The sequence below is a fragment of the Pseudoalteromonas sp. L1 genome (assembly GCF_021728095.1).
In the GTDB taxonomy this organism is placed as follows: Bacteria; Pseudomonadota; Gammaproteobacteria; order Enterobacterales; family Alteromonadaceae; genus Pseudoalteromonas.
In genome coordinates this window covers 402,799-428,409 of the sequence record NZ_JAKKCT010000004.1, presented here as the reverse complement: position 1 = coordinate 428,409, position 25,611 = coordinate 402,799, and the positions used below count along the sequence as shown (strand labels likewise).

21 protein-coding genes are annotated in these 25,611 nt (G+C 41.8%); 12 read left to right on the top strand and 9 right to left on the bottom strand.

The genetic code is table 11. The features are described from left to right. The first annotated feature begins 148 nt into the window (after positions 1-148). From L3V38_RS14895 to L3V38_RS14885, 3 genes are all read left to right on the top strand, one after another. Positions 149-871: a hypothetical protein gene (locus L3V38_RS14895; protein WP_237119881.1), complete on the top strand. Its 723-nt coding sequence runs from the start codon at positions 149-151 to the stop codon at positions 869-871. 62 nt (positions 872-933) lie between these two features. Then, entirely contained in the window at positions 934-1,224 is a 291-nt protein-coding gene (locus L3V38_RS14890) for a hypothetical protein (RefSeq protein WP_237119880.1), read from the top strand. Between the two features lie 71 nt (positions 1,225-1,295). Continuing rightward, the gene (locus tag L3V38_RS14885) at positions 1,296-1,886 is read left to right on the top strand and encodes a hypothetical protein (protein WP_237119879.1); all 591 of its coding nucleotides are present in this window, start codon (positions 1,296-1,298) and stop codon (positions 1,884-1,886) included. A gap of 39 nt (positions 1,887-1,925) precedes the next feature. Here the strand turns inward: L3V38_RS14885 and L3V38_RS14880 are convergent, their stop codons facing one another. Beyond that, complete coding sequence (locus L3V38_RS14880; RefSeq protein ID WP_237119878.1) at positions 1,926-3,566, bottom strand: endonuclease; 1,641 nt, start codon at positions 3,564-3,566, stop codon at positions 1,926-1,928. Positions 3,567-3,841: 275 nt separating this feature from the next. Here L3V38_RS14880 and L3V38_RS14875 point away from each other — a divergent pair, with 275 nt between their 5' ends. The 6 genes from L3V38_RS14875 (at position 3,842) to L3V38_RS14850 (ending at position 12,751) form a co-directional block, all read left to right on the top strand. Further along, positions 3,842-6,772, top strand: a complete 2,931-nt coding sequence (locus tag L3V38_RS14875) for a TonB-dependent receptor (RefSeq protein WP_237119877.1) — start codon at positions 3,842-3,844, stop codon at positions 6,770-6,772. Between the two features lie 259 nt (positions 6,773-7,031). Further along, positions 7,032-8,846 (top strand): assimilatory sulfite reductase (NADPH) flavoprotein subunit, encoded by a 1,815-nt coding sequence (locus L3V38_RS14870; RefSeq protein ID WP_237119876.1) that lies wholly within the window; start codon positions 7,032-7,034, stop codon positions 8,844-8,846. 48 nt (positions 8,847-8,894) lie between these two features. Next, on the top strand, positions 8,895-10,592 hold the full coding sequence (cysI, locus tag L3V38_RS14865) for an assimilatory sulfite reductase (NADPH) hemoprotein subunit (protein WP_237119875.1): 1,698 nt from the start codon (positions 8,895-8,897) through the stop codon (positions 10,590-10,592). A gap of 38 nt (positions 10,593-10,630) precedes the next feature. Beyond that, entirely contained in the window at positions 10,631-11,371 is a 741-nt protein-coding gene (locus L3V38_RS14860; protein WP_237119874.1) for a phosphoadenylyl-sulfate reductase, read from the top strand. Positions 11,372-11,473: 102 nt separating this feature from the next. Then, entirely contained in the window at positions 11,474-12,196 is a 723-nt protein-coding gene (locus L3V38_RS14855; RefSeq protein ID WP_237119873.1) for an ABC transporter substrate-binding protein, read from the top strand. A 15-nt stretch (positions 12,197-12,211) separates the two neighbouring features. Beyond that, positions 12,212-12,751: a DUF4124 domain-containing protein gene (locus L3V38_RS14850; protein ID WP_237119872.1), complete on the top strand. Its 540-nt coding sequence runs from the start codon at positions 12,212-12,214 to the stop codon at positions 12,749-12,751. Here the strand turns inward: L3V38_RS14850 and L3V38_RS14845 are convergent. The 3 genes from L3V38_RS14845 to L3V38_RS14835 form a co-directional block, all read right to left on the bottom strand. Next, positions 12,748-12,993 carry a hypothetical protein gene (locus tag L3V38_RS14845; protein ID WP_237119871.1) on the bottom strand — a complete coding sequence of 82 codons (246 nt, stop codon included), beginning with the start codon at positions 12,991-12,993 and terminating at the stop codon, positions 12,748-12,750. The two genes, L3V38_RS14850 and L3V38_RS14845, sit on opposite strands and share 4 nt — an antisense overlap. Before the next feature lie 185 nt (positions 12,994-13,178). Continuing rightward, positions 13,179-15,929 carry an aconitate hydratase AcnA gene (gene acnA, locus L3V38_RS14840; protein ID WP_237119870.1) on the bottom strand — a complete coding sequence of 917 codons (2,751 nt, stop codon included), beginning with the start codon at positions 15,927-15,929 and terminating at the stop codon, positions 13,179-13,181. Positions 15,930-16,422: 493 nt separating this feature from the next. Continuing rightward, entirely contained in the window at positions 16,423-16,797 is a 375-nt protein-coding gene (locus L3V38_RS14835; RefSeq protein WP_130151486.1) for an RNA-binding S4 domain-containing protein, read from the bottom strand. 236 nt (positions 16,798-17,033) lie between these two features. Between L3V38_RS14835 and L3V38_RS14830 the strand changes: the two genes are divergently transcribed. Both L3V38_RS14830 and L3V38_RS14825 read left to right on the top strand, forming a co-directional pair. After that, positions 17,034-17,321 (top strand): hypothetical protein, encoded by a 288-nt coding sequence (locus L3V38_RS14830; protein ID WP_130151487.1) that lies wholly within the window; start codon positions 17,034-17,036, stop codon positions 17,319-17,321. Between the two features lie 52 nt (positions 17,322-17,373). Further along, a complete protein-coding gene (locus L3V38_RS14825; protein ID WP_237119869.1) occupies positions 17,374-18,036 on the top strand; it encodes a hypothetical protein in 663 nt (220 codons plus the stop codon). Here L3V38_RS14825 and L3V38_RS14820 read toward each other — a convergent pair. The 5 genes from L3V38_RS14820 to glnA form a co-directional block, all read right to left on the bottom strand. Continuing rightward, the gene (locus L3V38_RS14820; RefSeq protein WP_062568218.1) at positions 18,033-18,491 is read right to left on the bottom strand and encodes a cyclic nucleotide-binding domain-containing protein; all 459 of its coding nucleotides are present in this window, start codon (positions 18,489-18,491) and stop codon (positions 18,033-18,035) included. The genes L3V38_RS14825 and L3V38_RS14820 overlap by 4 nt on opposite strands. Before the next feature lie 27 nt (positions 18,492-18,518). Next, a complete protein-coding gene (gene ntrC, locus L3V38_RS14815; protein WP_237119868.1) occupies positions 18,519-19,904 on the bottom strand; it encodes a nitrogen regulation protein NR(I) in 1,386 nt (461 codons plus the stop codon). Between the two features lie 18 nt (positions 19,905-19,922). Then, positions 19,923-20,993 (bottom strand): nitrogen regulation protein NR(II), encoded by a 1,071-nt coding sequence (gene glnL / locus L3V38_RS14810; RefSeq protein WP_130151490.1) that lies wholly within the window; start codon positions 20,991-20,993, stop codon positions 19,923-19,925. Positions 20,994-21,073: 80 nt separating this feature from the next. Beyond that, positions 21,074-21,598, bottom strand: coding sequence for a DUF4124 domain-containing protein (locus L3V38_RS14805; protein ID WP_237119867.1), 525 nt, complete (start codon positions 21,596-21,598; stop codon positions 21,074-21,076). Positions 21,599-21,732: 134 nt separating this feature from the next. Further along, positions 21,733-23,139, bottom strand: a complete 1,407-nt coding sequence (gene glnA, locus L3V38_RS14800) for a glutamate--ammonia ligase (protein WP_062568222.1) — start codon at positions 23,137-23,139, stop codon at positions 21,733-21,735. A 508-nt stretch (positions 23,140-23,647) separates the two neighbouring features. Here glnA and typA point away from each other — a divergent pair. Then, positions 23,648-25,471, top strand: a complete 1,824-nt coding sequence (typA, locus tag L3V38_RS14795) for a translational GTPase TypA (protein ID WP_237119866.1) — start codon at positions 23,648-23,650, stop codon at positions 25,469-25,471. The last annotated feature ends 140 nt before the right edge of the window (positions 25,472-25,611 follow it).

Here is a 25,611-nt window from a genome sequence, read left to right as displayed (position 1 = left end):
GCTTTTTGATTGCGTTAACTCACATACTCAAAAAGGTACTGTTTTTTGTATCTGTTAAAGCTTTGGGCACTGAACTATTTCGTTTTTTTAACACTCTTAAAATAAAAAATGAGGAGTTTAGGTGTTAAAGGGAAGCTACAAAGCATGGATGATTTCAATTGCGCTGCATGCTGTAATCTTGTTTCTATTTGCGCAGCATATGCGGTCTGTATCTGTATCTGTATCTGTATCTCCTGTCTCTGATTCTGTGAATGTAATACACGCGTACGTTAGTGTTGATCTGACGGCTTTACCTAGTATAAAAAAAAGTGAAAAAATAACCTCAAAAGAAAAGCAGAATGACTCAAGGCTGAAACCGCAAACAAAAGAGGCTGAACCCAGTCATTTAGGACAGTCAGCTGATACAAAAGCGGCTAATCATTCCTTGATGAAGCCCAAAGCAGTTCAAGCTGTAGCCGCTAAACCCAGTAAAGGGGTAGAAACTCTAGCTGCTAAGCCTAAAACGAATAATGAAGAAACAGCTGAAAAATCATTTAAAAAGCTGAATCCTTATGCGCCAATCCCAGAGCTTAAGTTTGAAAATGGCTTTTCTAATGCTTCAGCACTTGGTCAGGTTAATGCTGCAAATAATAATTTGCCTGTAGGCAGGGTTACAGTGCCTACACAATTAACGGTCTCTGATAAAGCAACAATACTTTGGCAAAATGGCAATGGCAGCAAGCGAACAGAAATGCTCAATGGGCTATGTTACGATATCGATTTCAATTCGGTGTTTGGTAAATCTGGAGTACCAAGCGGATCGCCCAGACCCTGTGAGGATAAAGAGGCTAAATTATTTAAGGAAATAATGAATAAATGGCGCAAAAAATAACAAAACACTTTACCTCAACTTAACTTGAGCTTTTAAAGTAGCGTTTTTAAAAGGACGCTATTATGAACTCATTAGAAAACTACTTATTAAGTTTGCAACTTAATAACTATAACACTTCAATTTCACAAATCGTCGAAATACAGATTCGTACTTGGCAGTCGCTGCAATCGAGATCGCTTTATGCTCGGGAGTTGTTAGAAACATTAAAGGTCACGCATTATTCACTACAACAGCAACACCATGAGTTATTAAAGCACGTGCTGCCGCTACTTGGTTATCAGACCAAGCAGCAACACGACAACACGCTGTTGATAGAGCATAAACGACTCGCTCATTGGTTAAATTTATCTTGAATTGTCATTCACAAGTAACACTGCTAGCGTCAAATAAGCTGTTTTAAAAAGAGAGAAAAGTCGCTTAGTTTATGCAAGAGCAGCCAAAAATCATTATTTTAGGTAATGGTCCTATCAATACAGATCTTACTGAGCAAGTAAATAATTGCCCACGAGTGGTTAGGTTTAACCATTGTGCAGCAATGCCTGATTATTTAGGGCAACGTTGTACTGACTTGTGGTTGGTTGGGCGTGGCCGACAAGCCCTGAGTTTATTAAACACACCACAAATGTCTCTTGAAGGGCTGAGCCAGGTTATGATCACCGATCCAACTCCTAATCCTGTAGCGCAATGTTTTTTTAAATTGATACAACGTAAAAGTAAGATAGATTTCGGGGAAGCTCTAACTTCAATCTATGCGCAAAAGTGCCAAGTAGAGCGTTTAACAGCACAGTTTCGCCAATCATTATTAAATGAATTATTAGCCCTTGGTTCACCGATACATCGGCCTCGTTGTGTTAGTTCTGGTACTTTGGCAATTGCTTACTTTTTAGCGCAGTTTAAATACGTACATATTGCTGGTTTTGGTTTTCAAGGTTGGAAGCGTCATCCTTGGAACCTCGAAAAACAATTTGTGGAGCAACTCGTCGCCGAAAAACGAGTTATATTGTTAGATAGTTAAACCAGACACCTAGTTGAGCTAAGCGTCTGGCTTATGATGTTACCAAATCATCCCAACAAATTCAGGGTGATCGACAAATGGATTACGGTTACCTTGGTGCTCATATGCCGCTTGGTTGCGATCAAGCTCCAATTGACTAACAGGGTCCTCGTTGTGCCATTTCAGTAGCATTGCGACTACCCAATTCTCAAATACTTGATTTGATGTGCCGTTAAGTACAGCGTTACTGTAAGTAGTTTTATTTTGCCAACTTGCAATGACATTTTGATAGCGTGTTGCCATATAGAAATAGGCTCTTGCAAAATCGCCTTTAAACTCATCAATAGGTTCAAATACAGTACCTGAGTAATTTAAAGAACTCGCTGCGCTGCCCAGTTTACTACCATTACTAGAGGTATAGCTTGCGCTTCCTACTTCACCAAATGGGTAGTTACTGCGTTTAGAGTTTACATAACCATCGGTTGCGAAAATGTGGTGTACATCAGAGTTCATAGGCTCAACAGTGCCGCCAAACCAGCTTTTCGGAAAAGAGTGTTCACGGTTGTAGCAATCAGCTTCACTGTTATAAGTACCACATTGATCGCTTACGGCTACATAGTTGTAGCTATCTTGACCTGTCGGGTTTTCTGAGTAGCGGTCTAGAATTGAGTTATCGTTTTCAAAATACTTATCGCGTGAGGCAATGTCATAAAAACTCCAAATAGCAGAGTAACCTTGTGAGTTGTGATCTTTAATAATGTTGTACAACTCTGTTTTTAGAGCATAGCCTGTAAGGCCTTGTGTAGTCACATAATAGCCTGTCGGATCAGGTGGTGTTGTACCGCCATCATCACCGCCGCCAGCGCTATCACCTAATGTAAACGGTGTAGCCTCTGAGCTTTGGAAGCTTGCGCCACTGGCAAGCACAGTTTGGCCTAGAGAGAGGTTGTAGCTGCCATTACCGAACGAGCAGCACATGCCATCACCGTAACTATCAAAAATAGTGAATGTGTAGTCACCATCAATTAAACAGGCTTGCTCAATATACTGAGTATTCGCTGCATAGCTGCCGCCTGATGCCACCGTACTGCCTTGGGCATTCGTTATTTGCCAACTTGTTTCTTCACCATAGTTGTCAGTTGTGAGCGCTAACGAAACTTGATTATCAGTGCAACTACCTGTCGGTGGTGGGGTTGTGCCTGTACTAGGTGCGAAATTATCAACATAAACCACTTCGCTGCCATCAAAACCTGCTACGTCGTAAAAACGTAAGCCAACATTAATAGCGGTTGTTGTTGGAGCTGTGTACTGGTAGCTAATTTGTTGCCATTGATTGGTTAATGCTGAATTTGAATAATCTTGATAGCCATCAACCACTAAGCGTGCTTTCACACCACCTTCGGTATGGTAAACCCAAGCAGAAAACTCGTAGCTTTCACCCGCAACAACATCAACGAGCTGCTGTAAATCGGTATTGCTTTGTGTGCCAGTGTTAACTGTGACTTGTGCTGAATACTCGCCAGAGTAAACCACACTGTTGTTAGCAGTAATGCTGATGCCACTATCAATCGTGCTCCAAGCTGTTGGTGTGTTTGCTGACCAAGTTTCAAAGTCTGCATTATGAATATTTGCAAACGCTGTGTTGCTTAAAAAAAGTAAGCTGCTAGTAAGTATGAGCTTTTTCTTAATCCCGTATGACATAGATTTTCCCTATTACGTGTTTTCAAATGGTGGACAATAGATGATAACAATGACAGGTTTTTTACAGAATTGATAATTTTTGGATTATTTTATATACGCATTTGTTAATTAAAATTTACATTTCTGCATTGTTTGTATTTTGCTCACTTTCTAGTTTTGTTCCTATTTTAGGTTTGTCGTGTTACTTCTAAAAGCACTGTTATAGTTCTGTGGTGTAAAGATCACCCGACTTCAACAGCAATAATCAAATAATAACAGCTTGTTTAGGGGTCAAAATGAAGAAATATAATTTATTGGCGCATAGCGTTAAATTTGCTTTGTCATTAACTGCACTTTCTACTGTGGGTTATTCAATCGCAGCTGAAGAGGGAGTTGATGAAGTCGAGCGAATTCAAGTCACAGGGTCTCGTATCGCAAAACCAAAGCTTTCTCAGCCTACGCCAATCGTAACAATTGGGGCGGCTGAAATAGCCAAAGCAGGTACACCAGATTTAGGGAGTATTCTAGCCGAGTTTCCGTCTATAGGCGCGACCGATACTCTCTTTGGTAATAATGATGACAATGATGATGCAGGTATCAGCTCTGCTGATTTAAGGCGCCTTGGAGCCGCACGTACACTTGTTTTGGTTAATGGCAAGCGCCATGTTGCAGGGTCGCCAGGGTCATCTCAGGTAGACTTATCAACAATTCCAGCTGCACTCATTGACAGAATTGAAGTAATAACAGGAGGTGCATCGGCAGTATATGGTTCTGATGCGGTTTCCGGTGTTGTAAACGTGATTCTAAAAGACAATTTCGATGGCTTACAATTAAAGGCATCAGTTGGTAATTCAACCGAAGGAGTCGGCTCTAAAAATACCTCATTAAGTATTTTAGCGGGGACAGATATTGCCGGCGGTCGGGGTAATATCACTTTCTTTGCTGGCAAAGACCATATTAACGAAGTGATGGCAAATGACTTACGCCAGTCGGATAACTGGGGAACAGTTGATAATCCGCTCAGTCAAGGCGAGGAAGATGGTATCCCTGATCGTTTATCGAGGCCTCGTGTTTATTCGGATCGTATAAGTGAAAATGGTGTGTTAAACCCATTTGGTGCGCTTGGTGAAATTACCACGTTTGCAGATAATGGCACACCTGAATTAATGCCGATTCGTGAGTTCACAAATAGCTTTGCATTCGGTAATTTCCCTGATGGATGTGAGCACTGCTTTAAACTTCAAGACTATGAAAATGTATTACCTGAGCAGGATAAAATAACCATCGCATCAACACTTAATTATAATATTACTGACAACCATACATTTTACAGTGACTTTAAGTTCGTTCGCTCAGACATTAAACAACAGTTTCAGCCATCTTTTCGCTTTGGTGATATATTTATTAACGTAGCGGACAACCCCTACCTTGATGAAACGCTACGCCAGTCGTACCTTAACCAAGGTATTACAACAATAGAAATGTCTAAGTTTTTTGCTGAATTCGGTAATCGAAGTGCTGATAACCGCCGTGAGCTATTTCGATTCGTTGGTGGGGTTCAAGGCTTATTTACTCTAAGCCAAACTGATTTTAACTATGATGTTTACTATGTATATGGGCAAACAGATAACCGCCGGAACTCATTAAACGATTTAATTTCAGGCAATCTTGATGCTGCGCTTGATGCTGTTATTAACCCTGATACGGGCGAAATAGTATGTCGCAATCAAGTACCCGACTTACAATTACCAGATGAGGATGGAAATGAGTATGTTAACCCTGCCACTTTAAACCCCGCAGATTGTGTTCCTTACAATGCGTTTGGTTTTGACCAAGCATCAGGGGCTGCAAAAGATTGGGTAACGGCCGATGTGTCGCGTACAGATGAAATAACGCAAGAATTAATTGGCGGTAATATAACATTTGATACTGGGGAGTTTTTTGAGCTACCTGGCGGGCCAATCGGTTTAGCTGCTGGTTTTGAATACCGTGAAGAAACATCAGAAACACGTACAGATGAGCTGACAAAATCAGGTGTTTTAGCACAGGCAGCTACACCCGATGCATTTGGTGAGTATGATGTAACTGAAGGTTTTATAGAGGTGAGCTTGCCTTTACTGGCAAACCTTGCTTACGCGAAAGAACTTACCTTAGATGCCGCATATCGTTATGCTGATTACTCGCATGCTGGCGATACTGACGCGTGGAAGGTTGGTGTGTTGTATCAGCCTATTGAGGATATTCGTTTGCGAGGTACTTATGGTCAAGCGGTGCGTGCGCCGAATATAGCCGAAGCCTTCTCACCGATCTCTCCAGGCTTTGGCCGTGTTGCCGATCCATGCGATGCTGATAGTATTCTCGATAACCCTAATCGCGTTGCTAATTGTGCCGCAATCGGCATACCAGCAGGCTTTGAAGCAAACGATAATGCGAGTATAGATACTATTAGTGGTGGTAACTCTGAACTTGAATCTGAAACCTCAACCTCATTTACGGCAGGCATTGTTTGGACACCGAGCTTTTTTGAAAACTTTTCAATGACTCTAGATTATTATGATATTGAAATAGAAGACGCAATTTCATTTATCGCGACACAAAGTATTGCTGATAATTGTGTGGATGCCCCAGGAGGCCCGGACGAAAGTTTTTGCTCGCAAGTTGAGCGAGACCCAACAACGAATAATGTGACTTTAGTTCGATCTGGCTTTTTAAATGCAGCAGCTTTGACAACTAGAGGCCTTGAAGCTGACTTTGATTACAGTATGAAGCTGTCTGATTATGGTTTGGCAGGGGATTTAAGTTTAAACTTATTTGTAAATCATCTTTTAGAGCTAGAGGTTTTTGAATTCCAAAGTCGACCAGATAAAGTAAATGTGGAAGACGGTGAAGTGGGGGATCCTGAATGGCAAGCTCGCTTTTCAGCAACCTATGCTATTAACGATTTAGTTGTAAACTGGTCATCACGTTTAATAGATCGTTCTGCTCGTATCGACCTATCACCTGAAGGGGATATACCTGAAGATTTGAGCCCTGCCTTTGTGGGATCAATCGTGACCCATGACTTGTCTGCTAGCTACCAGTTATTTCAAAACACGCGAGTTGGTTTAGGTATTCGTAATTTAACCGATAAATTACCACCTGCTTATATTGCAGCCAGTGGAGCTAATGATGCAATTTACGATGCTATTGGTCGTCGTTTTTTTGCAAATGTTGTTATTGATTTTTAAGTAAAAATCCGTTTAAACAAAAAGACACTTACTTATATGTTAGTGTCTTTTTTTTAGTTATTTATAAAATTAATAACTAAATGGAATATCAAAGCAGATTCTATTCTTTTTTAATCGCGCGAGACCTCGTTATTCTTCACGCTCAGATAAACCTTTAAAGCGTTTTTATTTAGTCTTTAAAGTCGAAAAAATTGTTCGCGAAATGACAGTAGCAAGTTCGTTTCGCAGTTAACTTTTCAGGGTTACGAGGAATAAATTCATGTTGTTAAGTCAACTAAATGCAGCGGCGAGCCCGCTATCGCAAGAGCAAGTACAAAAGCTGCAAGGCTTAGTGGCTGAACTTAATCCAATTCAGCAAGCGTGGGTAAGTGGTTACTTAGCTGCGAGTGCCAACGCAGGTGCATTAACCGGTGGTGTTGCTGCGGCTCCAGCAGCGGGTGATGCAGCGCCGCTAACTATTTTATACGGCTCGCAAACGGGTAACGCAAAAGGCGTGGCAAGCAAGTTAAAAGAACAAGCCGAGTCACGTGGTCTATCGGTTAAGCTAGTAAACATGGCTGACTACAAACCAACTGCCCTGAAAAAAGAAAAGTTCATCACGGTTGTTGTTTCAACCTACGGTGAGGGTGAGCCACCAGAAGACGCTGAAAGCCTGCATGAATTCTTAACGACTAAAAAAGCACCAAAGCTAGATGGTGTTAAAGTGGCTGTGATTGGCTTAGGTGACTCAAGCTACGAATTCTTCTGCCAAACAGCAAAAGATTTTGAAGAGCGTTTTAACAAGCTTGGCGCAGAAACTATTTTCCAGCGTGCTGACTTAGACGTTGATTACGATGATGAAGCAGCTAAGTGGATTGATAGTGCACTTGATGCGTTTGAGCCAGATCTTAAAGCACAGCAACAAGCAAGTGGTGGTCAAGTTGTAGCGATGCCATTTGGTGCAGCGGCACTAGCAGCAAGCCAATACACCAAGCAAAACCCATTTGCTGCAGAGCTAAGTGTTGTGCAAAAAATTACCGGTCGTGATTCAAGCAAAGATGTGCGTCATGTAGAAATCTCATTAGAGGGTTCAGACATCACCTATACACCGGGTGATTCGCTAGGCGTGTACTTCTTAAATGACGAAGCGCTTGTTGATGAAGTACTTACGCTTACACAAATCGATGCATCTAGCACGGTTAAACTAGGCGACGAAGAACTATGTATTCGTGATGCATTAATCGAAAAATTAGAGTTAACCCAGTCATACCCTGGCTTTGTTGAAAAATACGCAACAGCAACGGGCAACCCTGAATTATTAAAGTTAGTTGAAGATAAAGCGGCAATGCGTGAGTACATCGAACCTCGCCAAATCTTCGATATTATTCGCCAAAATCCAGCTCAGCTGGAAGCGCAAACCTTAGTCGACTGCTTGCGTAAACTACAAGCACGTTTATATTCGATTGCATCTAGCCAAGCAGAAGTTGAAGAAGAGGTTCACTTAACGGTGGGTCTGGTTGAGTTTGATGCATTCGGTAGCGAGCACTTAGGTGGTTGTTCTGGCTATTTAGCTCGTCGTGCTGAAGAAGGCTGCAAAGTAAAAGTATTCAGCGAGCATAACGATAAGTTCCGTTTACCGGCTAATGATGAAACGCCAATTATCATGGTCGGTCCAGGGACGGGTATTGCCCCATTCCGTGCTTTTTTACAAGAGCGTGATGCCCGTGAAGCAAGCGGTAAAAACTGGTTATTCTTTGGTAACCCACACTTTACCCAAGACTTTTTATATCAAGTAGAAATTCAAGGTTACTTGAAGTCAGGCTTACTGACTAAAGTGGATGTGGCGTTTAGCCGTGACCAAGCGGAAAAAGTATATGTTCAAGACAAACTTCGCAAAAACAGCCAAGAGGTATTTGCTTGGTTAGAAGCGGGTGCACATTTGTATATCTGTGGTGATGCAAACCGTATGGCGAAAGATGTTCATCAGTCGCTTGTAGACATTATCAAAGAAAATAGCGGCAAAGATGATGAACAAGCTGAGCAATACTTAAAAGATTTACGTAGCGCAAATCGCTATCAGAAAGACGTGTACTAATCACGTTTAAAGCTAACAGCCGTCACTGTAACAAATTTAGGAAATACCATGAGCGAACAAGACAAAAACGTAAAGCTTTCTGATAACGAGCGTTTGAAAAGAGAAAGTAACTTTTTACGTGGCACAATTGAGCAAGATTTAAAAGACGAGATCACCGGTGGTTTCACTGCTGATAACTTCCAACTGATCCGTTTCCACGGCATGTATCAGCAAGATGACCGTGATATTCGCCCTGAGCGCGCTAAACAAAAATTAGAGCCGTTACATAACGTAATGTTACGTGCTCGTATGCCTGGCGGTATCATCAAGCCAGAGCAATGGTTAGCGATTGATAAGTTTGCTGAAGAGAAAACCAGCTATGGCAGTATTCGTTTAACGACGCGTCAAACGTTCCAGTTCCATGGTGTGCTTAAGCCAAATATTAAAGGCATGCACCAAATGCTTAATAGCGTGGGCATTGACTCAATTGCAACGGCGGGCGACGTAAACCGAAACGTATTATGTACAACGAACCCTGTTGAGTCTGAGCTTCACCAAGAAGCGTACGAGTGGGCTGCAAAGATCTCTGAGCACCTATTACCAAAAACCAAAGCATACGCTGAAATCTGGTTAGATGGTGAAAAGAGCGAAACCACAGAAGAGCCAATTTTAGGTTCAACTTACTTACCGCGTAAGTTTAAAACCACAGTAACAATTCCACCGAACAATGAAGTGGATGTGCATGCTAACGACTTAAACTTCGTGGCAATTGCAGAAAATGGCAAGTTAGTTGGTTTTAACGTGTTAGTGGGTGGTGGTCTTGCGATGACTCACGGTGATACAGCAACGTATCCTCGTAAAGCGGATGACTTTGGTTTTATCCCCCTTGAGCACACGCTGAAAATTGCTGAACACGTGGTGTCTGTGCAACGTGATTGGGGTAACCGCTCAAACCGTAAAAATGCAAAAACTAAATACACACTAGACCGTGTAGGTTCTGATGTATTTAAAGCAGAAGTTGAAAAACGTGCCGGTGTTCAATTTCAGCAGAGTCGCCCGTATGAGTTCACTCACCGTGGTGACCGTATCGGTTGGGTTGAAGGTATTGATGGTAAGCACCACTTAACGCTGTTTATTCAAAGTGGCCGTATTTTAGATTACCCAAATCAACCTCTTAAAACAGGCTGTCGTAAAATTGCCGAAATTCACCAAGGTGATTTCCGCATGACAGCAAACCAAAACTTGATCATCGCAGGTGTTCCAGCTGATCAAAAAGCGGTAATCGAAGAGATTGCTCGCAACCATGGCTTAATTGATGACAGCCATACAGAGCAGCGTAAAAACTCAATGGCGTGTGTGGCATTGCCAACGTGTCCGTTAGCAATGGCTGAAGCTGAGCGTTATTTACCAAGCTTAATTGAGAAAACTGAAGCGTTATTAGCTAAGCACGGCATCGGCGATGACAACATCATTATGCGTGTTGTGGGTTGCCCGAATGGCTGTGGCCGTGCAATGTTGGCAGAAGCGGGTCTGGTTGGTAAAGGTCCGGGTAAATACAACGTGTACTTAGGTGGTAACCGTGAAGGCACGCGTATTCCTAAATTGTATTTAGAAAATGTTGGCGAAGACGTATACCTAGAGGCATTCGATAAGCTAATTGGCCAATGGGCAATTGAGCGTAATGAAGGCGAGTGTTTTGGTGATTTTGTCATTCGCAAAGGCATTGTTGCTGAAGTTAAAGTTTCAGTAACCGATTTTCACGCATAATTTTATAAGCGACACCGCTTTAAGGTTTGGAATTAACCATGAGTGAATTTAAAAACATCTTAACGATGAGCAAAGAAGACCAAACAGCTATGCTGGCTGATATTAATGGTCTTCTGGCTGATAAAAGCGCAGAGGAGCGTGTTGCGTGGGCACTTGAAAACTTACCAAGCACGCACTTTTTGTCGTCGAGCTTTGGTATTCAAGCGGCGGTGATGCTGCATTTAGTGACATCACAGCAGCCAGATATTCCTGTGGTACTGACTGACACTGGTTATTTGTTCCCTGAAACCTATCAGTTCATCGAGCAAATGACAGAGAGGCTATCGCTTAATCTTAAAGTTTATAAAGCCCAGCTTAGCCCAGCGTGGCAAGAAGCGAAGTTTGGTAAACTTTGGGAGCAAGGTGAAGCTGGCATCAAGCAGTACAATCAACTGAATAAAGTTGAACCAATGACTCGTGCTTTAAACGAACTGGAAGCGGGCACTTGGTTTAGTGGTTTGCGCCGCGGGCAATCATCTAGTCGTGCTGACAAGCAAATTGTTGAAATTAGCCGTGGTACTGTGAAAGTGTATCCACTTATTGAGTGGAACAACCGAGATATTTATCAGTATCTAACTAAACATGATTTACCGTATCACCCACTTTGGGAGCAAGGTTATGTATCTATGGGCGATGTCCATACAACCCGTAAACTTGAACCAGGCATGACAGAAGAAGAGACGCGTTTCTTCGGTTTAAACCGTGAATGTGGCTTGCACATTGATGGTGATGGTATTTAATCCTATTTTCCTATCAGAAAATTCATAAAGCGCGACTTAGGTTGCGCTTTTTTTGTATCTTTTGTGTACAATTCGCGGCTTAGTAGTAGCATGGGGTCGTCGATGAGTCGTTTTGTAGTTTTCTTATTTTTTGTAGTACCGTTTTGCCAGTCAGAAGTATTGCGGGTTGGGCTACCAGACAGCGATTACCCTCCCTATCATTTTATGAATGCCGAACAAGGCGGTATTGTTCAAGACATACTGCAACGCTTTAGTGAGCAATATGCTATTGAGGTACAGTATTCGTATGCGCCAGAAAAGCGTTCGCAGAAAATGCTTGATGATGGGTTACTCGATGGGCGCATTGAATCTATAGATTGGTATACAGGGAGTAACCAGTACTATTGGAGTGAGGCGATTAGCTTTGTAGAGGATGTGTTAGTCATGCCATATGGCTGCCATATACCACCCATTGATGAACTAACAGGCTATGTATTTATGGGTCGCTATGCTTATACTTATCCCGAATTTGAGCATTATTTTGACAGCGGGGCGATGCACCGTGAGAATTTTTATTCAGAACGAGAGATGCTCTTAGCATTAATGGACTGGGATCATAATCAGCGTATTGCCGTTATTTCTCTAGATGCATTAAACTGGTATGTGAGCCGAGATGAAGTATTCAAAAAATTAACTGTAAGCACTTATAACGTGGGAAAAGCGCCACTTCAATTACAGTTTTCAGCAACAGCAAAAACATCTTTAATCAAAGAGCAGTTTAATGACTTTATAAAAAGTCTTAAAGCCTCAGGAGAATTTGCTAAGATTGTAAGTCGCTATCAATAGTAGGTAAATGGAAGGATGAAGCGTTTTTGTTATTTTGCAGTCATGTTGCTGCTGATTAGTGTTGCCCTGCTGTTTTACATTAAAAAGCCAGACGGTAAACCTTACCTAGAGCTGAGCATGTTCGAGCGTTACTCAGAAAAAGTAAGTGGTAATGTGAGTGATTTTGCTTCGCAAGGTGCCGATGTATTAAGTACACAGGCTAAAAAGTTAACCGAGAAATTGAGCTTTAGCAAAGACGCACATGCACCTGTCGTCGTGTATAAATGGCAAGATGAACATGGTCAGTGGCACTATGCTGATGCCCCTCACCCTAATTACGTTAGTACCGCGGTAAGTTTAGATCCTAACGATATTACTGTATTACCTGCAGAGACATTTCAAGTTGATGATAATCAACCATCAACCGTTAAAGCTGACGAAACATCTTCGGTACTTGGGGTATACGATGCTAAAAATGTACAAAAGATGATGCAAGACGCTGAGCGAGTAAAACAGCTTATGGAGCAACGTACCAAGCAACTTGAGCAGCAGCTAAAAGAGCAAGGTGGGAATTAACTTTGTTTGTTTTGTGCTGTGAGGTCGCTTTCTATTTTCATCAGTAAAATAGTGAGATAAATTTTGGTGGGCAAAGAGAACAGCACGCCAACAGCAATGCACGCTGCGCTGATCATAATGCCATGCACACCCATGCTATCACTTAAGTAATTACCAGCTAATAAAGAATGCCCCAGTACAATTAGGCAAATACCTAAAATAATAAAGGTTTTTAAGATTCGAATGATGGTTTGTTCAGTCATACAAGCACCTCACTTTAGCCTTAATTAAAGTGTAGGTGCTGTTGTTACTGACTGGATTGTTCTAAATCAAGCAATGTGTAACTTTCTGAAAGCTTTCTATGGTTGTGGATTAAAGTAAATTACTCGTAGATGGGGAGCATAGAAAGCCATCTTCTAAAGAAGATGGCTCGTTTTACTTGAAAAAACTACTGCTCAGCCAGCATATTACGCAGTACATACTGTAAAATACCGCCGTGTTTGTAGTAATCCCACTCTTTAGGAGTATCTATACGCACATCAACACTAAAGCTAATTTGTTTGCCTTCGCTGTTAGTAGCAATCACACTGACTTCATTGGTTTTGTCATATAAGCCTTCAAAGTCGAATGACTCTTGACCCGTTAGACCCAATGACTCATAGCTTTCACCTTCTTTAAATTGTAGGGGTAAAACACCCATACCAATTAGGTTTGAACGGTGAATACGCTCATAGCTTTGTGCAATAACGGCTTTAACACCAAGCAGAAGTGAACCTTTAGCAGCCCAGTCCCGTGATGAGCCTGTGCCATACTCCGCGCCCGCTAAAATAATCAGTGGCGTGCCATCTTGCTGATATTGCATCGCTGCATCATAAATACTGGCAAGCTCATCGCTTGGCTGCATACGGGTCACACCACCTTCGGTGCCTGGGGCTAATAGATTACGTAAACGTACATTAGCAAAAGTACCGCGCATCATCACTTCGTGGTTACCACGGCGCGAACCATATGAGTTAAATTGTGCCTTTTGCACACCGTGCTCTTGCAAGTAAAGACCTGCTGGGGCATCCGCTTTAATCGCACCTGCTGGTGAGATGTGGTCAGTGGTTACTGAGTCACCTAATTTTGCTAAACAACGCGCGCCACTAATGCTTGGGATCCCTGGTGGCTCAATCTCCATACCATCAAAGAAGGGCGCTTTTTTGATGTAGGTTGATGCATCGTCCCAGTCGTACAATTTGCCATCAGGAATTTGAATTTTCTGCCAGCGATCATCGCCTTGATACACATTGCCATAGCTTGATGCGAACATTTCTTTGGTCACGGTCTCTTTTACTAATTCATTGACTTCACTGACACTCGGCCAGATATTTTTCAGGTAAATGTCATTCCCATTAGGGTCTTGTGCTAGCGGCTCGTTGTACACATCAATATCTGTGCGGCCTGCAATAGCGTAGGCTACAACAAGTGGTGGCGAAGCTAAAAAGTTCATTTTCACATCTTGGTGAATACGACCTTCAAAGTTTCGGTTACCTGATAAAATAGAGCTGACTACCAGTTTGTGCTTTTGAATGGCTTCGCTGATCTCATCAGCCAGTGGGCCAGAGTTGCCAATACAGGTTGTACAGCCATAACCAACAAGGTTAAAGCCTAACGCATCTAAATCATCCATTAAGTCTGCTTTTTTCAGGTAGTCAGTCACTACTTGAGAGCCAGGTGCCAATGAGGTTTTAACCCAAGGTTTCACTTTTAAGCCTAATTGTTTTGCTTTTTTAGCGACTAAGCCCGCAGCTAAAATAACACTTGGGTTTGAGGTATTTGTACAGCTTGTAATTGCAGCAATGACACACGCACCGTCATTAAGCTCAAACTCCTCGCCTTTAAAGTTAACCTTAGCCGCCCCCATAAATTGTGCTTCGTTTACTGGCTCATCAGGGTTGGTTGTAGGGCCCTCATCTTCAATGCGCGCCTCTTGAATATCGCTTTTATCGCGATGCTGCATACGTTCATCTTGGAAGCCCTTTAAGTGCTCACCAATGATGTCGCCCGCTTTATCAAGGGCAATTCTATCCTGTGGACGTTTAGGACCCGCAAGGCTTGGCACCACATCATCAAGCGATAGCTCAAGAGTATCGGTGTAATGAGCTTCATCGCCAGGGTTTCGCCATAAGCCTTGATGTTTTGCATAATCCTCGATGAGTTTAAGTTGTTTATCGTCGCGGTTTGTTAAGCGCAGATAGTTAATGGTTTCATCATCAATAGGGAAAATACCGCAGGTTGCACCATATTCTGGTGCCATGTTGGCGATAGTAGCACGGTCAGCAAGTGGCAAATCGGCGAGTCCGTCACCATAAAACTCAACAAATTTACCCACCACACCGTGCTTACGCAGCATTTCTGTTACGGTTAGCACAAGGTCAGTTGCAGTCGTGCCTTCTGGCAGACGACCATTTAGCTTAAAGCCGATAACTTGTGGGATCAATAAGCTGATTGGTTGGCCTAGCATGGCGGCTTCGGCTTCAATACCACCTACGCCCCAACCAAGTACACCAAGACCATTAATCATGGTTGTGTGTGAGTCTGTGCCGACAAGGGTATCTGGATAAGCCAGTGATTTACCATTCTTTTCATCATTGAACACCACACGGGCTAGGTATTCTAAGTTGACTTGGTGAACGATACCGGTTGCTGGTGGCACAACTTTCAAGTTATCAAAAGCGGTTTGTCCCCAGCGTAAAAATTCGTAACGTTCTTTGTTGCGCTCGTATTCAAGTTTTGCATTTAAGTCGAATGAGCCATCTTCACCGTAGCCATCAACTTGCACCGAATGGTCAATCACAAGTTCAGCGGGTGAAAGTGGGTTAATTTTTGCTGGATCGCCACCGAGTTTTTCCATGGCGTCACGCATAGCGGCTAAATCAACAATGGCGGGCACACCTGTGAAGTCTTGCATGACAACACGGGCAGGCGTAAACGCTACTTCTGCTGATGGTTTAGCTTGCGGATCCCAGTTTAATAAAGCTTCAATATCTTGCTTTTTGATATTAACGCCATCTTCATTACGTAATAGGTTTTCGAGTAAGATTTTTAACGAGAATGGCAAGCGCTTTGCTTTATCGCCTAAGCCTTGTAAAGAGTGAATATGGTATTGTTCACCATTGATTGTAAGCTGTTTTTGGGTATCAAAACTGTTATTCATTATTTGCCCCTGTGGTTTTAACAAGCCGAGCTTGTTTTGTGTTTCCTTTTCGAGATATACACTAGCCTGTTGCAAACTTAATACCAGCTAGTAAATTTATTTTGCTGACGAAAAAGTATGCTACTTAAATAGTGTTGATGCCGACACTATTTATTTCAAGGGCAAGGGGGGATAAATAGTCAGTTAATTAAGGTGACTATTAAAAAAAGAATGTTTAGCTGAGCCATTCTTCGTGTTGACTTTTATGACTAACAAAAAGCAGTACAAGCCAATGATAATGACACAAAATGGTATTGCCAGTAATAAGATGCTAGCGAGGCTTGCTGAAAGTTCCGCTATAATAAAGGCAAGCGTTGAGCAAGGAGGGATATCTAGGCGGCTTGCTGCTTAAGCAAGTAGTTTTAGTCAAGCGGGAGGAGTCATAAATCACCTTTTATTGTTGTTATTATCGCATTCAATTAAAGGTGATTTATGTTAACTAAGCAAGCTCTAGTTAACCAAACGAGATAGGGCGACGGCCGGTTTTTTCGTCCACTTTTGGCTTTTTAGTACGCTTGCGTTTTGTTTTTTTCGGTGCCGTTTCGCTCGTTTCCGGTTGCGCTTTTTTCGGTGTTTCTGGTGGACGAGGATTCGGTGTTGCATCTTCGCTTAATGTTAATTGAAACAACTCACCATCAAAAGCGAGCACATCACCACTGTATAATTTTTTCCGTTTTATTGTACAAATTTCATAGTTTACTCCAACATAACCTTCACCTATTAGTGCTTTTGCCTGGCCTCCGGTTTCGACTAGGTCGAGCACTTTTAGCAAATTGCATAACTCTATAGGCTCTTCTTCTAGTTCAATTTCTATGAAATCTTCGTTCATGTTGGTCTCTCGTCATTTAATCCTAGCCATTATAAAGCCTAGCACTGGATTGAACCAAGATTAAATTTTTAACTTTTTAAAAGGGTTAAAACTGCTTTCGGAAAAATAATGATATTTTTTCAAAAGTAGTAAAAAAATTGCAGCATTTGCTGGGTACACTGCGCCCGTTCTAAATTGGTGTACTAATTGCTATAAGCAATCTCGTTTCATTTTAAATTCGTTCTGGAGAAGTAGTAATGGGCGTAAGAACAGCACTAAGAAAAGAGTTAATGGGGTTACAGGATTCGTCACTATTAGCCGCAGATGATGTGCGAGCTTTGCTTACAAAAGCAATCAAAGCTAAGCCCGAAAAGTCAGAACAAGGCTTCGCGTTAATTTCACGATTTAATGATAATCACAGTCAACTGGTTTTTGGTGAAAGTAATAAAGAAAAGCTACTCGAATATCAGACCCATCGTTTATTCAAAGAGATTTTATACACACGAAAAAGTTTTGATAAGTGGTTAAATAAATATTTAAATTAATTGTATTGTTTTCTTATTTAGACTACATTTGTAATCTTTATGAGGGAGCACTATGAAAAGGATTTATATACTATGCATGCTGTTTCTGTTAGCTAGCTGCCAGCAACCTACGGTCTACGTTTACACCGAAAATCTTGATGCGCAAAAAAAGAGTCAATTAGAGTTAGCATTACGCAATCAAAGTTTGCCTTACGAGTATGTTCAGCTTGATATTCCACGGGAGTTCTCTGAAGCCACACTCATGCTTTCGCAAGATAAAATACTGACTCATGAAGCAGAGCAACTAGGTGACATTATGCTGCAGCTTGGCTATCAACCCGTTATTAAATACATCACTGAAGCAAATCATGTTTACAAAAATGGTAACATCGGCTTTTACTTGAAAGAGCCAAGTGAGAAAGGCGAGTTTTCAATGCCTAGTCGCGTTTTAACAACGGGGTGTGATGAAGATAAGTTCAATGATCTTGTCGTGACATTCACAGATACACAGGCAGAGTTCACACTTAGAAGCGGTACGAAAGTGGTGCTCAACTGGGAGTATTTATACGGTTACCTAGTTATTTACTATAAAAATTACTCGCAAACGTATGCGCATTCTCAGCCTTTTATTAACACCCCATTTGGTGAAAAGCCCTCAGACACCTATTGGTTTACTGCACGGGTTAATGAACCAAGCTGGCTGAATTGCTCGTTACAAATTGTGTATATGGATTAGCCGCGTGACTCTAAATAATTACTGAGCTTAATGATGCGTTCACTCATTCCTTCGATGATACGATCTTTTATTTTCTCACGGATTACGTTTGGTAGGCGAGTAAGCGCTTCTGGTGTGATTGCCAGTACGATAGTATCGATCTTAGCCCGTGCACTGGTGCTTCGTTCACGGTTATTGATAAACGCGCCTTCACCAATAAATTCACCAGGCTCTATGCTGCCTAGCTCAACTAAATGGCTTTGCTTAAATACGGTAAGAGAGCCACTTAGTACAATATAAAGACGTTTGTCATTATCAAATTGTTTAAAAACCGCACGGCCTTGTTGTACTAAATATAAGTGACTAAACGATTCTAATAACACCTGTCGTTCACTGAGAGAAAACTCTCTAAAAAACGACAGCCTGTTAATGATTTCCATTTGTTTAATAAGCGGAATATGCTCGATTAACTTCATTGATTCACTGCGTTCATAGTGTGAAATTTAGCTAATATTGCGCTCTTTTAGCTTGCGGGTCAATGTATTACGCCCCCAACCAATTTTGATGGCTGCTTCTTGTTTGTGGCCTGCACAGTTTGCTAGTGCGGTTTTAATTAAGCGAGTTTCTAATTGTGCTTGAATCGCAGGCCAAATATTCTCTTTACCTTGTTTAAGTTCAAGATTAAGCCATTGTTGAAATGCATCTAGCCAGTCGCCTTCATGCTCTGTAGGGGCTGCGGCAATAATTTCGGGAGGTAAATCTTGCTCGCTGATAAGCTCGCCAGGTGCCATAACAGTTAACCAACGGCAGGTATTCTCTAGTTGGCGAACATTGCCAGGCCAATTGAATAGGCGTAATTGCTCAGTGGCTTTAGGGCTTAATATTTTGCTTTCGACTTGCAGTTCTTTAGCACTTTTATGTAAAAAATGTTGTGCGAGGCGTTCAATATCTTCGGTACGTTCACGCAGGGCGGGTAGGCGCAAACGCACCACGTTTAAACGATGGAATAAGTCGTCACGAAACTTTCCTTGTTTTACCAAGTCTTCAAGGTTTTGGTGTGTTGCGGCGATAATTCGCACATCGACCTTAATGCTTTGATGACCGCCAACACGGTAAAACTCACCATCGGCGAGTACACGTAATAAGCGAGTTTGCACATCGAGTGGCATATCACCAATTTCGTCTAAAAATAATGTTCCGCCATTTGCCTGTTCAAAGCGGCCTTTACGAATGCTGTCAGCTCCTGTGAATGCGCCTTTTTCATGACCGAATAACTCTGACTCCACTAATTCTTTAGGAATGGCAGCCATATTAAGGGCGATAAACTGGTTTTCTTTACGTGGGCTGTGGTTGTGTAGGGCGCTGGCGACAAGTTCTTTACCTGTACCCGATTCGCCATTGATTAACACACTCATACTTGAAGCTGATAATTTACCAATCGCACGAAACACCTCTTGCATGGCAGGTGCTTCACCTATGATATGGGCATTGGTTTGCGGTGCTAATTTACGTTTGGTTTTTTTTGTTGAGTTAGCACGACAGGCGCTTTCTACCAATGCTACGGCTTCATCTAAATCAAACGGTTTGGCAAGGTACTCAAATGCCCCTTTTTGAAACGCATTAACTGCTGAGTCGAGATCTGAGTGGGCAGTCATGATGATCACAGGTAAGCTAGGGTTTTGCTCAGCAATTGTTTCTAACAATGCCATGCCGTCCATACCTGGCATACGCACGTCAGAGACGAGCACTGTGGGCTGGCTAAATTTTAATGCATTAAGTACATCTTGTGCATTTGCATAGCTTTGGGTTTCAAATCCTGCTCTTGCCAGCGCTTTTTCTAATACAAAGCGTATTGAGGCATCATCATCAACTAACCAGACTGTTTTCATGATTACTCCAAAAAACCATTAATCCGTAAAAGGCAAATAGATATTAAATTCTGTATGACCAGGCCAACTGTCACAGTCTATGTGTCCGTCATGTTGGTCAACCAAGGTTTGCGCGATGGATAAACCAAGCCCTGAACCATTTTCTTTATTGGTGATCATTGGATAGAACAAAGTTTCTTTTAGATTCTTATCTATACCTGGACCATTATCCGAAATTTGGATCAGCAAGGTTTTTTTCGGCGCTTTACCAGGACGTCTATGCTGGTGGTTAATACGAGTTTTTATTCTAATTTCACCACCATCAACGAGAGCCTGTTGGGCATTACGAATAATGTTCAATACCACCTGCTGAATTTTACTTTGATCTATATACACATTAGGTATGCTCGGATCATAGTCTTTTACTAAGGTGATATTCGCACTATTATCTAGCATGCTTAGCTTGATTACTGACTCAAGTGCTTGGTGAATATTGCCATAGGATTTGTGTGGCAACTGATTCGGACCAAGTAATCGGTCGACTAGCTCTCGCAACCTGTCTGCTTGCTCAATAATAAGCTCTGCACATTGATCTCGTTCTTGCTGATCAACCTCGTACTGCAATAATTGCGCCGCTCCGCGAATTCCGCCTAACGGATTTTTTATTTCGTGTGCTAAACCGCGTATTAAATTACGCGCAGCTTGATATTGATGCATTTGATTGGAGGCTTGATCGTGACGAATTTCATCGTCCATTTGGCGGCATTCAAACAAAATGTAGTTTTCATTTTTGCTGCTGAGCCGTCGCGTACTGATTGTTAATTTAGCATGACGAGAATCGATGAACACCACGTCAGCTCTATGCTGATGGCAATCAACACCATCGAACAACGAGTACTGGGCGATACGTTTTAAATCAATTGAGTGATAGTTAAATAGATTATCGAATGGTTGGTTGATAATACGTTTTGGGCCTAAACCTAAAAGCTCACTTGCACTGTCATTTGCATAAACCAGTTTGAAGTTTCGGTCGAGCAAGATAACTGCAGTACTTAAATTTTTCCAGATACTGTCGAGTATTTCTGAGTCGAAGGGAGTATTACTGAGCATGTTTGCACCATTTTAGTGCGTTGCGATTAAGCATAGCTTAGCACAGCCATTCTGCATTGTGAGGTATCTATTTTAAAAAGTTAATTGCTGTTTAATACAGATGCTCTATGCATAAAAAAGGTGCTTACTGGGCTAACCGAAACGAGTTTATTATTCTCATTAAAAAGCTTAGCTTGCAGTGTGTGTTCGCCTCGATTGACTTCTCTAAGTGCAAAGGTTGTACTGCTACTGGCAACACCTAAAGGAGTGCCATCAACAAAGAGTTGTACCTTAAAGCCTGTTGCAAAGCGTGGGCTAATACGAGTCGTTACATAAACGGAACCGGTATTCTCTCTAACGGTGGCTTCATTTTCAGGTGAGGCTATTGTCACTTTAAAATTAACCGGTGTAACGTTAGGGCTGCTATCTAGAATGCTCGTATCGGTTGCTGGCATAGTGAGATTTTGCGTATTTAGCTTTACTTCAGTTGCGCCTGGACGTGGTGTATCAGAAAAGACTAAAACACCATTTCTATCCTTCCACGAATACACTTTCTTCTGAGCGGTACTATGACTAAAAGTACTAACAAAAGTTAGTACTGCTAACAATAAAGTTATGCTTTTCACTCTGCAACCCTGCATTTCTTAATCTATTTAAAACTGTAGAGGAGAATACGTCGAATTACCATTAAAAAAGCCCGCAAAGCGGGCTTGAGAACACACATTTATTATCTGATATAGATAATTCTGCTACAGCGTAATTACACGCTGTAGTACATTTCAAACTCAACTGGGTGAGTTGTCATGTTAAGCTTTTCAACTTCTTTGTTCTTCAGTGAGATGTATGCATCGATTAGATCGTCAGTGAATACACCACCTTGGGTTAAGAACTCACGGTCAGCGTCTAAAGAAGCAAGTGCTTCGCTCAGTGAAGAGGCAACTTGTGGGATCTCAGCAGCTTCTTCAGCTGGTAAGTCGTATAAATCTTTATCCATAGCGTCGCCAGGGTGGATCTTGTTTTTGATACCGTCAAGGCCAGCCATAAGCATTGCTGAGAATGCTAGGTATGGGTTAGCTGTTGGATCAGGGAAACGTACCTCGATACGACGTGCTTTTGCAGACGGTACCACAGGGATACGGATTGAAGCAGAACGGTTACGTGCAGAGTATGCAAGCATTACTGGTGCTTCGAAGCCTGGTACTAGACGTTTGTACGAGTTAGTTGACGCGTTAGCGAATGCGTTGATTGCTTTAGCGTGCTTGATGATACCACCGATGTAGTAAAGTGCTTCTTCAGAAAGACCCGCGTATTTGTCACCAGCGAAGATGTTTACACCATCTTTACCTAAAGATTGGTGACAGTGCATACCAGAACCGTTATCACCTACAAGTGGCTTAGGCATGAAGGTTGCTGTCTTACCATAAAGGTGAGCCATGTTATGGATAACATATTTCATCTCTTGGATTTCGTCTGCTTTTAATACCATGGTATTAAAGCGTGTTGCGATTTCGTTTTGACCCGCAGTTGCAACTTCGTGGTGGTGAGCTTCTACAACTTGGCCTAGTTCTTCAAGAACTAAACATGTAGCTGAACGCCAGTCGTGTGATGAATCAATAGGTGAACATGGGAAGTAGCCACCTTTAACACCTGGACGATGACCTTTATTGCCGCCTTCGTAGTCTTTATCTGAGTTCCATGCAGCTTCGATATCATCAATTTTGTACATAGAACCAGACATGTCTGATTTGTATTTTACATCATCAAATAGGAAGAACTCTGGCTCTGGGCCGAATAAAACAGTGTCAGCGATACCTGTTGAACGCATGTATTCTTCAGCGCGCTTTGCAACAGAACGTGGATCACGCTCGTAACCTTGAAGTGTTGAAGGCTCAACAACGTCACAACGTACGATTAAAGTAGCTTCTTCAGAAAATGGGTCCATTTTAGCAGACTCAGGTACAGGCATTAGTACCATGTCTGATTCATTGATGCCTTTCCAGCCAGCAATTGAAGAACCGTCAAACATTTTGCCATCTTCAAAGAACTCTTCATCAATTTGGTGATGAGGAATAGAAACATGCTGTTCTTTACCTTTGGTATCAGTAAAGCGTAAATCAATGAACTTAACGTCATTTTCTTTGATAAAATCTAAAACCGATTGTGACATGTGTCCTCCAATTGTTGGGTTTTATTTTTGCTGCATTATTGCTTTTGTTTTATATAAGCTGATTTCATGCCATATTTTTAACGTGTTGTTTAGGCTTATAAAAAAAAATAGAATAGGGTTTTGTTAAAACTTTTTGCACAATTTTGGTGCGTAAAAGTTTCATTATGGTGCATTACTTTTTCACGATGCCAAATGCACATAAATTGAACATACCTAATCGTTGAACTCTGCGCTTAATTTACTCTCAAAATATGGCTCATTACTCAGAATATCGCCAGTTTTTACTATTTGAAATGAATAAATTTCATAAATTTGTCATTTATAAAACAGATACTTAGAAAAAGCCTGAAGAAAGTTTATAAATTTATATTGGATAAACTTTCATCCATGCCATTATTAAGGGATAATATGCGCCCTTTTAAATCCTATGCTGGGACATCTGGTGAAAACTCAGATGAGTGCGTAGATCTTGCAGGATCAATGAGATTCAATTTCTCTGAGAAAAAATATGAGCATCGAAAAGTTAAGAAATATAGCGATTATCGCCCACGTTGACCACGGTAAAACAACTTTGGTTGATAAACTGCTTGAGCAATCAGGCACATTAGAAACGCGCGGCGGTAACGAAGAGCGCGTAATGGACTCAAACGACATTGAGAAAGAGCGTGGTATTACCATTTTAGCTAAAAATACAGCTATCTCTTGGAATGACTACCATATCAATATCGTAGACACCCCAGGACACGCCGACTTCGGTGGTGAAGTAGAACGCGTACTTTCGATGGCTGACTCAGTATTACTACTTGTTGATGCTCAAGAAGGTCCAATGCCACAAACGCGTTTCGTAACGCAAAAAGCATTCGCACAAGGTTTAACGCCGATTGTTGTTATCAACAAAATCGACAAACCAGGTGCACGTCCTGACTGGGTTATGGACCAAGTTTTCGATTTATTCGATAACCTAGGTGCAACTGACGAACAGTTAGACTTTAAAGTAATCTATGCATCAGCTATCAACGGCTGGGCAACAATGGATTTAGACACGCCATCTGACAACATGGAACCTATGTTCCAGATGATCGTTGACGAAGTATCTCCACCGGATGCAGATCCTGAAGGTGCTTTCCAAATGCAAATTTCTCAGCTTGACTACAACTCATACATCGGTGTTATCGGTGTAGGTCGTATCAAGCGCGGTACTGTTCGTCCTAACCAACAAGTAACGATTGTTAGTGCAGACGGTACTAAGCGTAACGGTAAAGTTGGCCAAGTAATGAGTTACTTAGGTCTTGAGCGTCACGAAGCAGAATCTGCGGGCGCGGGTGACATCATTGCTATCACAGGTCTTGGTGAGCTGAAAATTTCAGACACTATCTGTGATGTAAATACCGTTGAAGCATTACCACCACTAAGCGTTGATGAGCCTACAGTAACAATGACGTTCTCTGTAAATACATCACCATTTGCTGGTAAAGAAGGTAAATTCGTAACTTCACGTAACATCCTTGAGCGTTTACAAGCTGAGCTTGTTCACAACGTTGCGTTACGTGTTGAAGAAACTGACAACCCTGATAGCTTCCGTGTTTCTGGTCGTGGTGAATTACACTTAGGTATCTTAATCGAGAACATGCGTCGTGAAGGTTACGAGCTTGCTGTATCTCGTCCACAAGTAATTTTACGTGAAGTTGATGGTCAAAAAGAAGAGCCATACGAAACTCTTACAATCGACTGTCAAGAAGAGCACCAAGGTTCTATCATGGAACAAATCGGTCTTCGTAAAGGTGAACTAACAGACATGTCTCCAGATGGTAAAGGCCGTGTACGTATGGACTTTATGATCCCAAGCCGTGGCTTAATTGGTTTCCAAACTGAATTTATGACATTAACCTCTGGTTCTGGTCTTCTTTACCATACATTCGATCACTATGGTCCACACAAAGGCGGTACTATTGGTGCACGTAAGAATGGTGTAATGATTGCGAACGCAACGGGTAAAGCACTTACTAACGCGTTATTCAACTTACAAGACCGTGGTAAGCTATTCATCGGTCATGGTGTTGAAGTATACGAAGGTATGGTTATCGGTATCCATAGCCGTGATAACGACCTAACTGTAAACGCACTTAAAGGTAAGCAACTTACAAACGTTCGTGCATCTGGTACTGATGAAGCACAAACACTGGTACCACCACTAAACTACACGCTTGAGCAAGCGATTGAGTTCATCGATGATGACGAGTTAGTGGAAGTGACACCTGAGAACATTCGTATTCGTAAACGTCACTTAACTGAAAGTGACCGTAAACGTGCGAGCCGTGCAGCTAAAGACTAATAACGTCTTTTAGTTACAAAAAATATAAACCGCCGTATTGAAAAATACGGCGGTTTTTTTAGGCCTTTAAAATAAAGAAAAATAGAGCTTCTAGCTCCAACCTTTAACTTGTAAAATAAGGCTGCCTACAAAAACAAAGG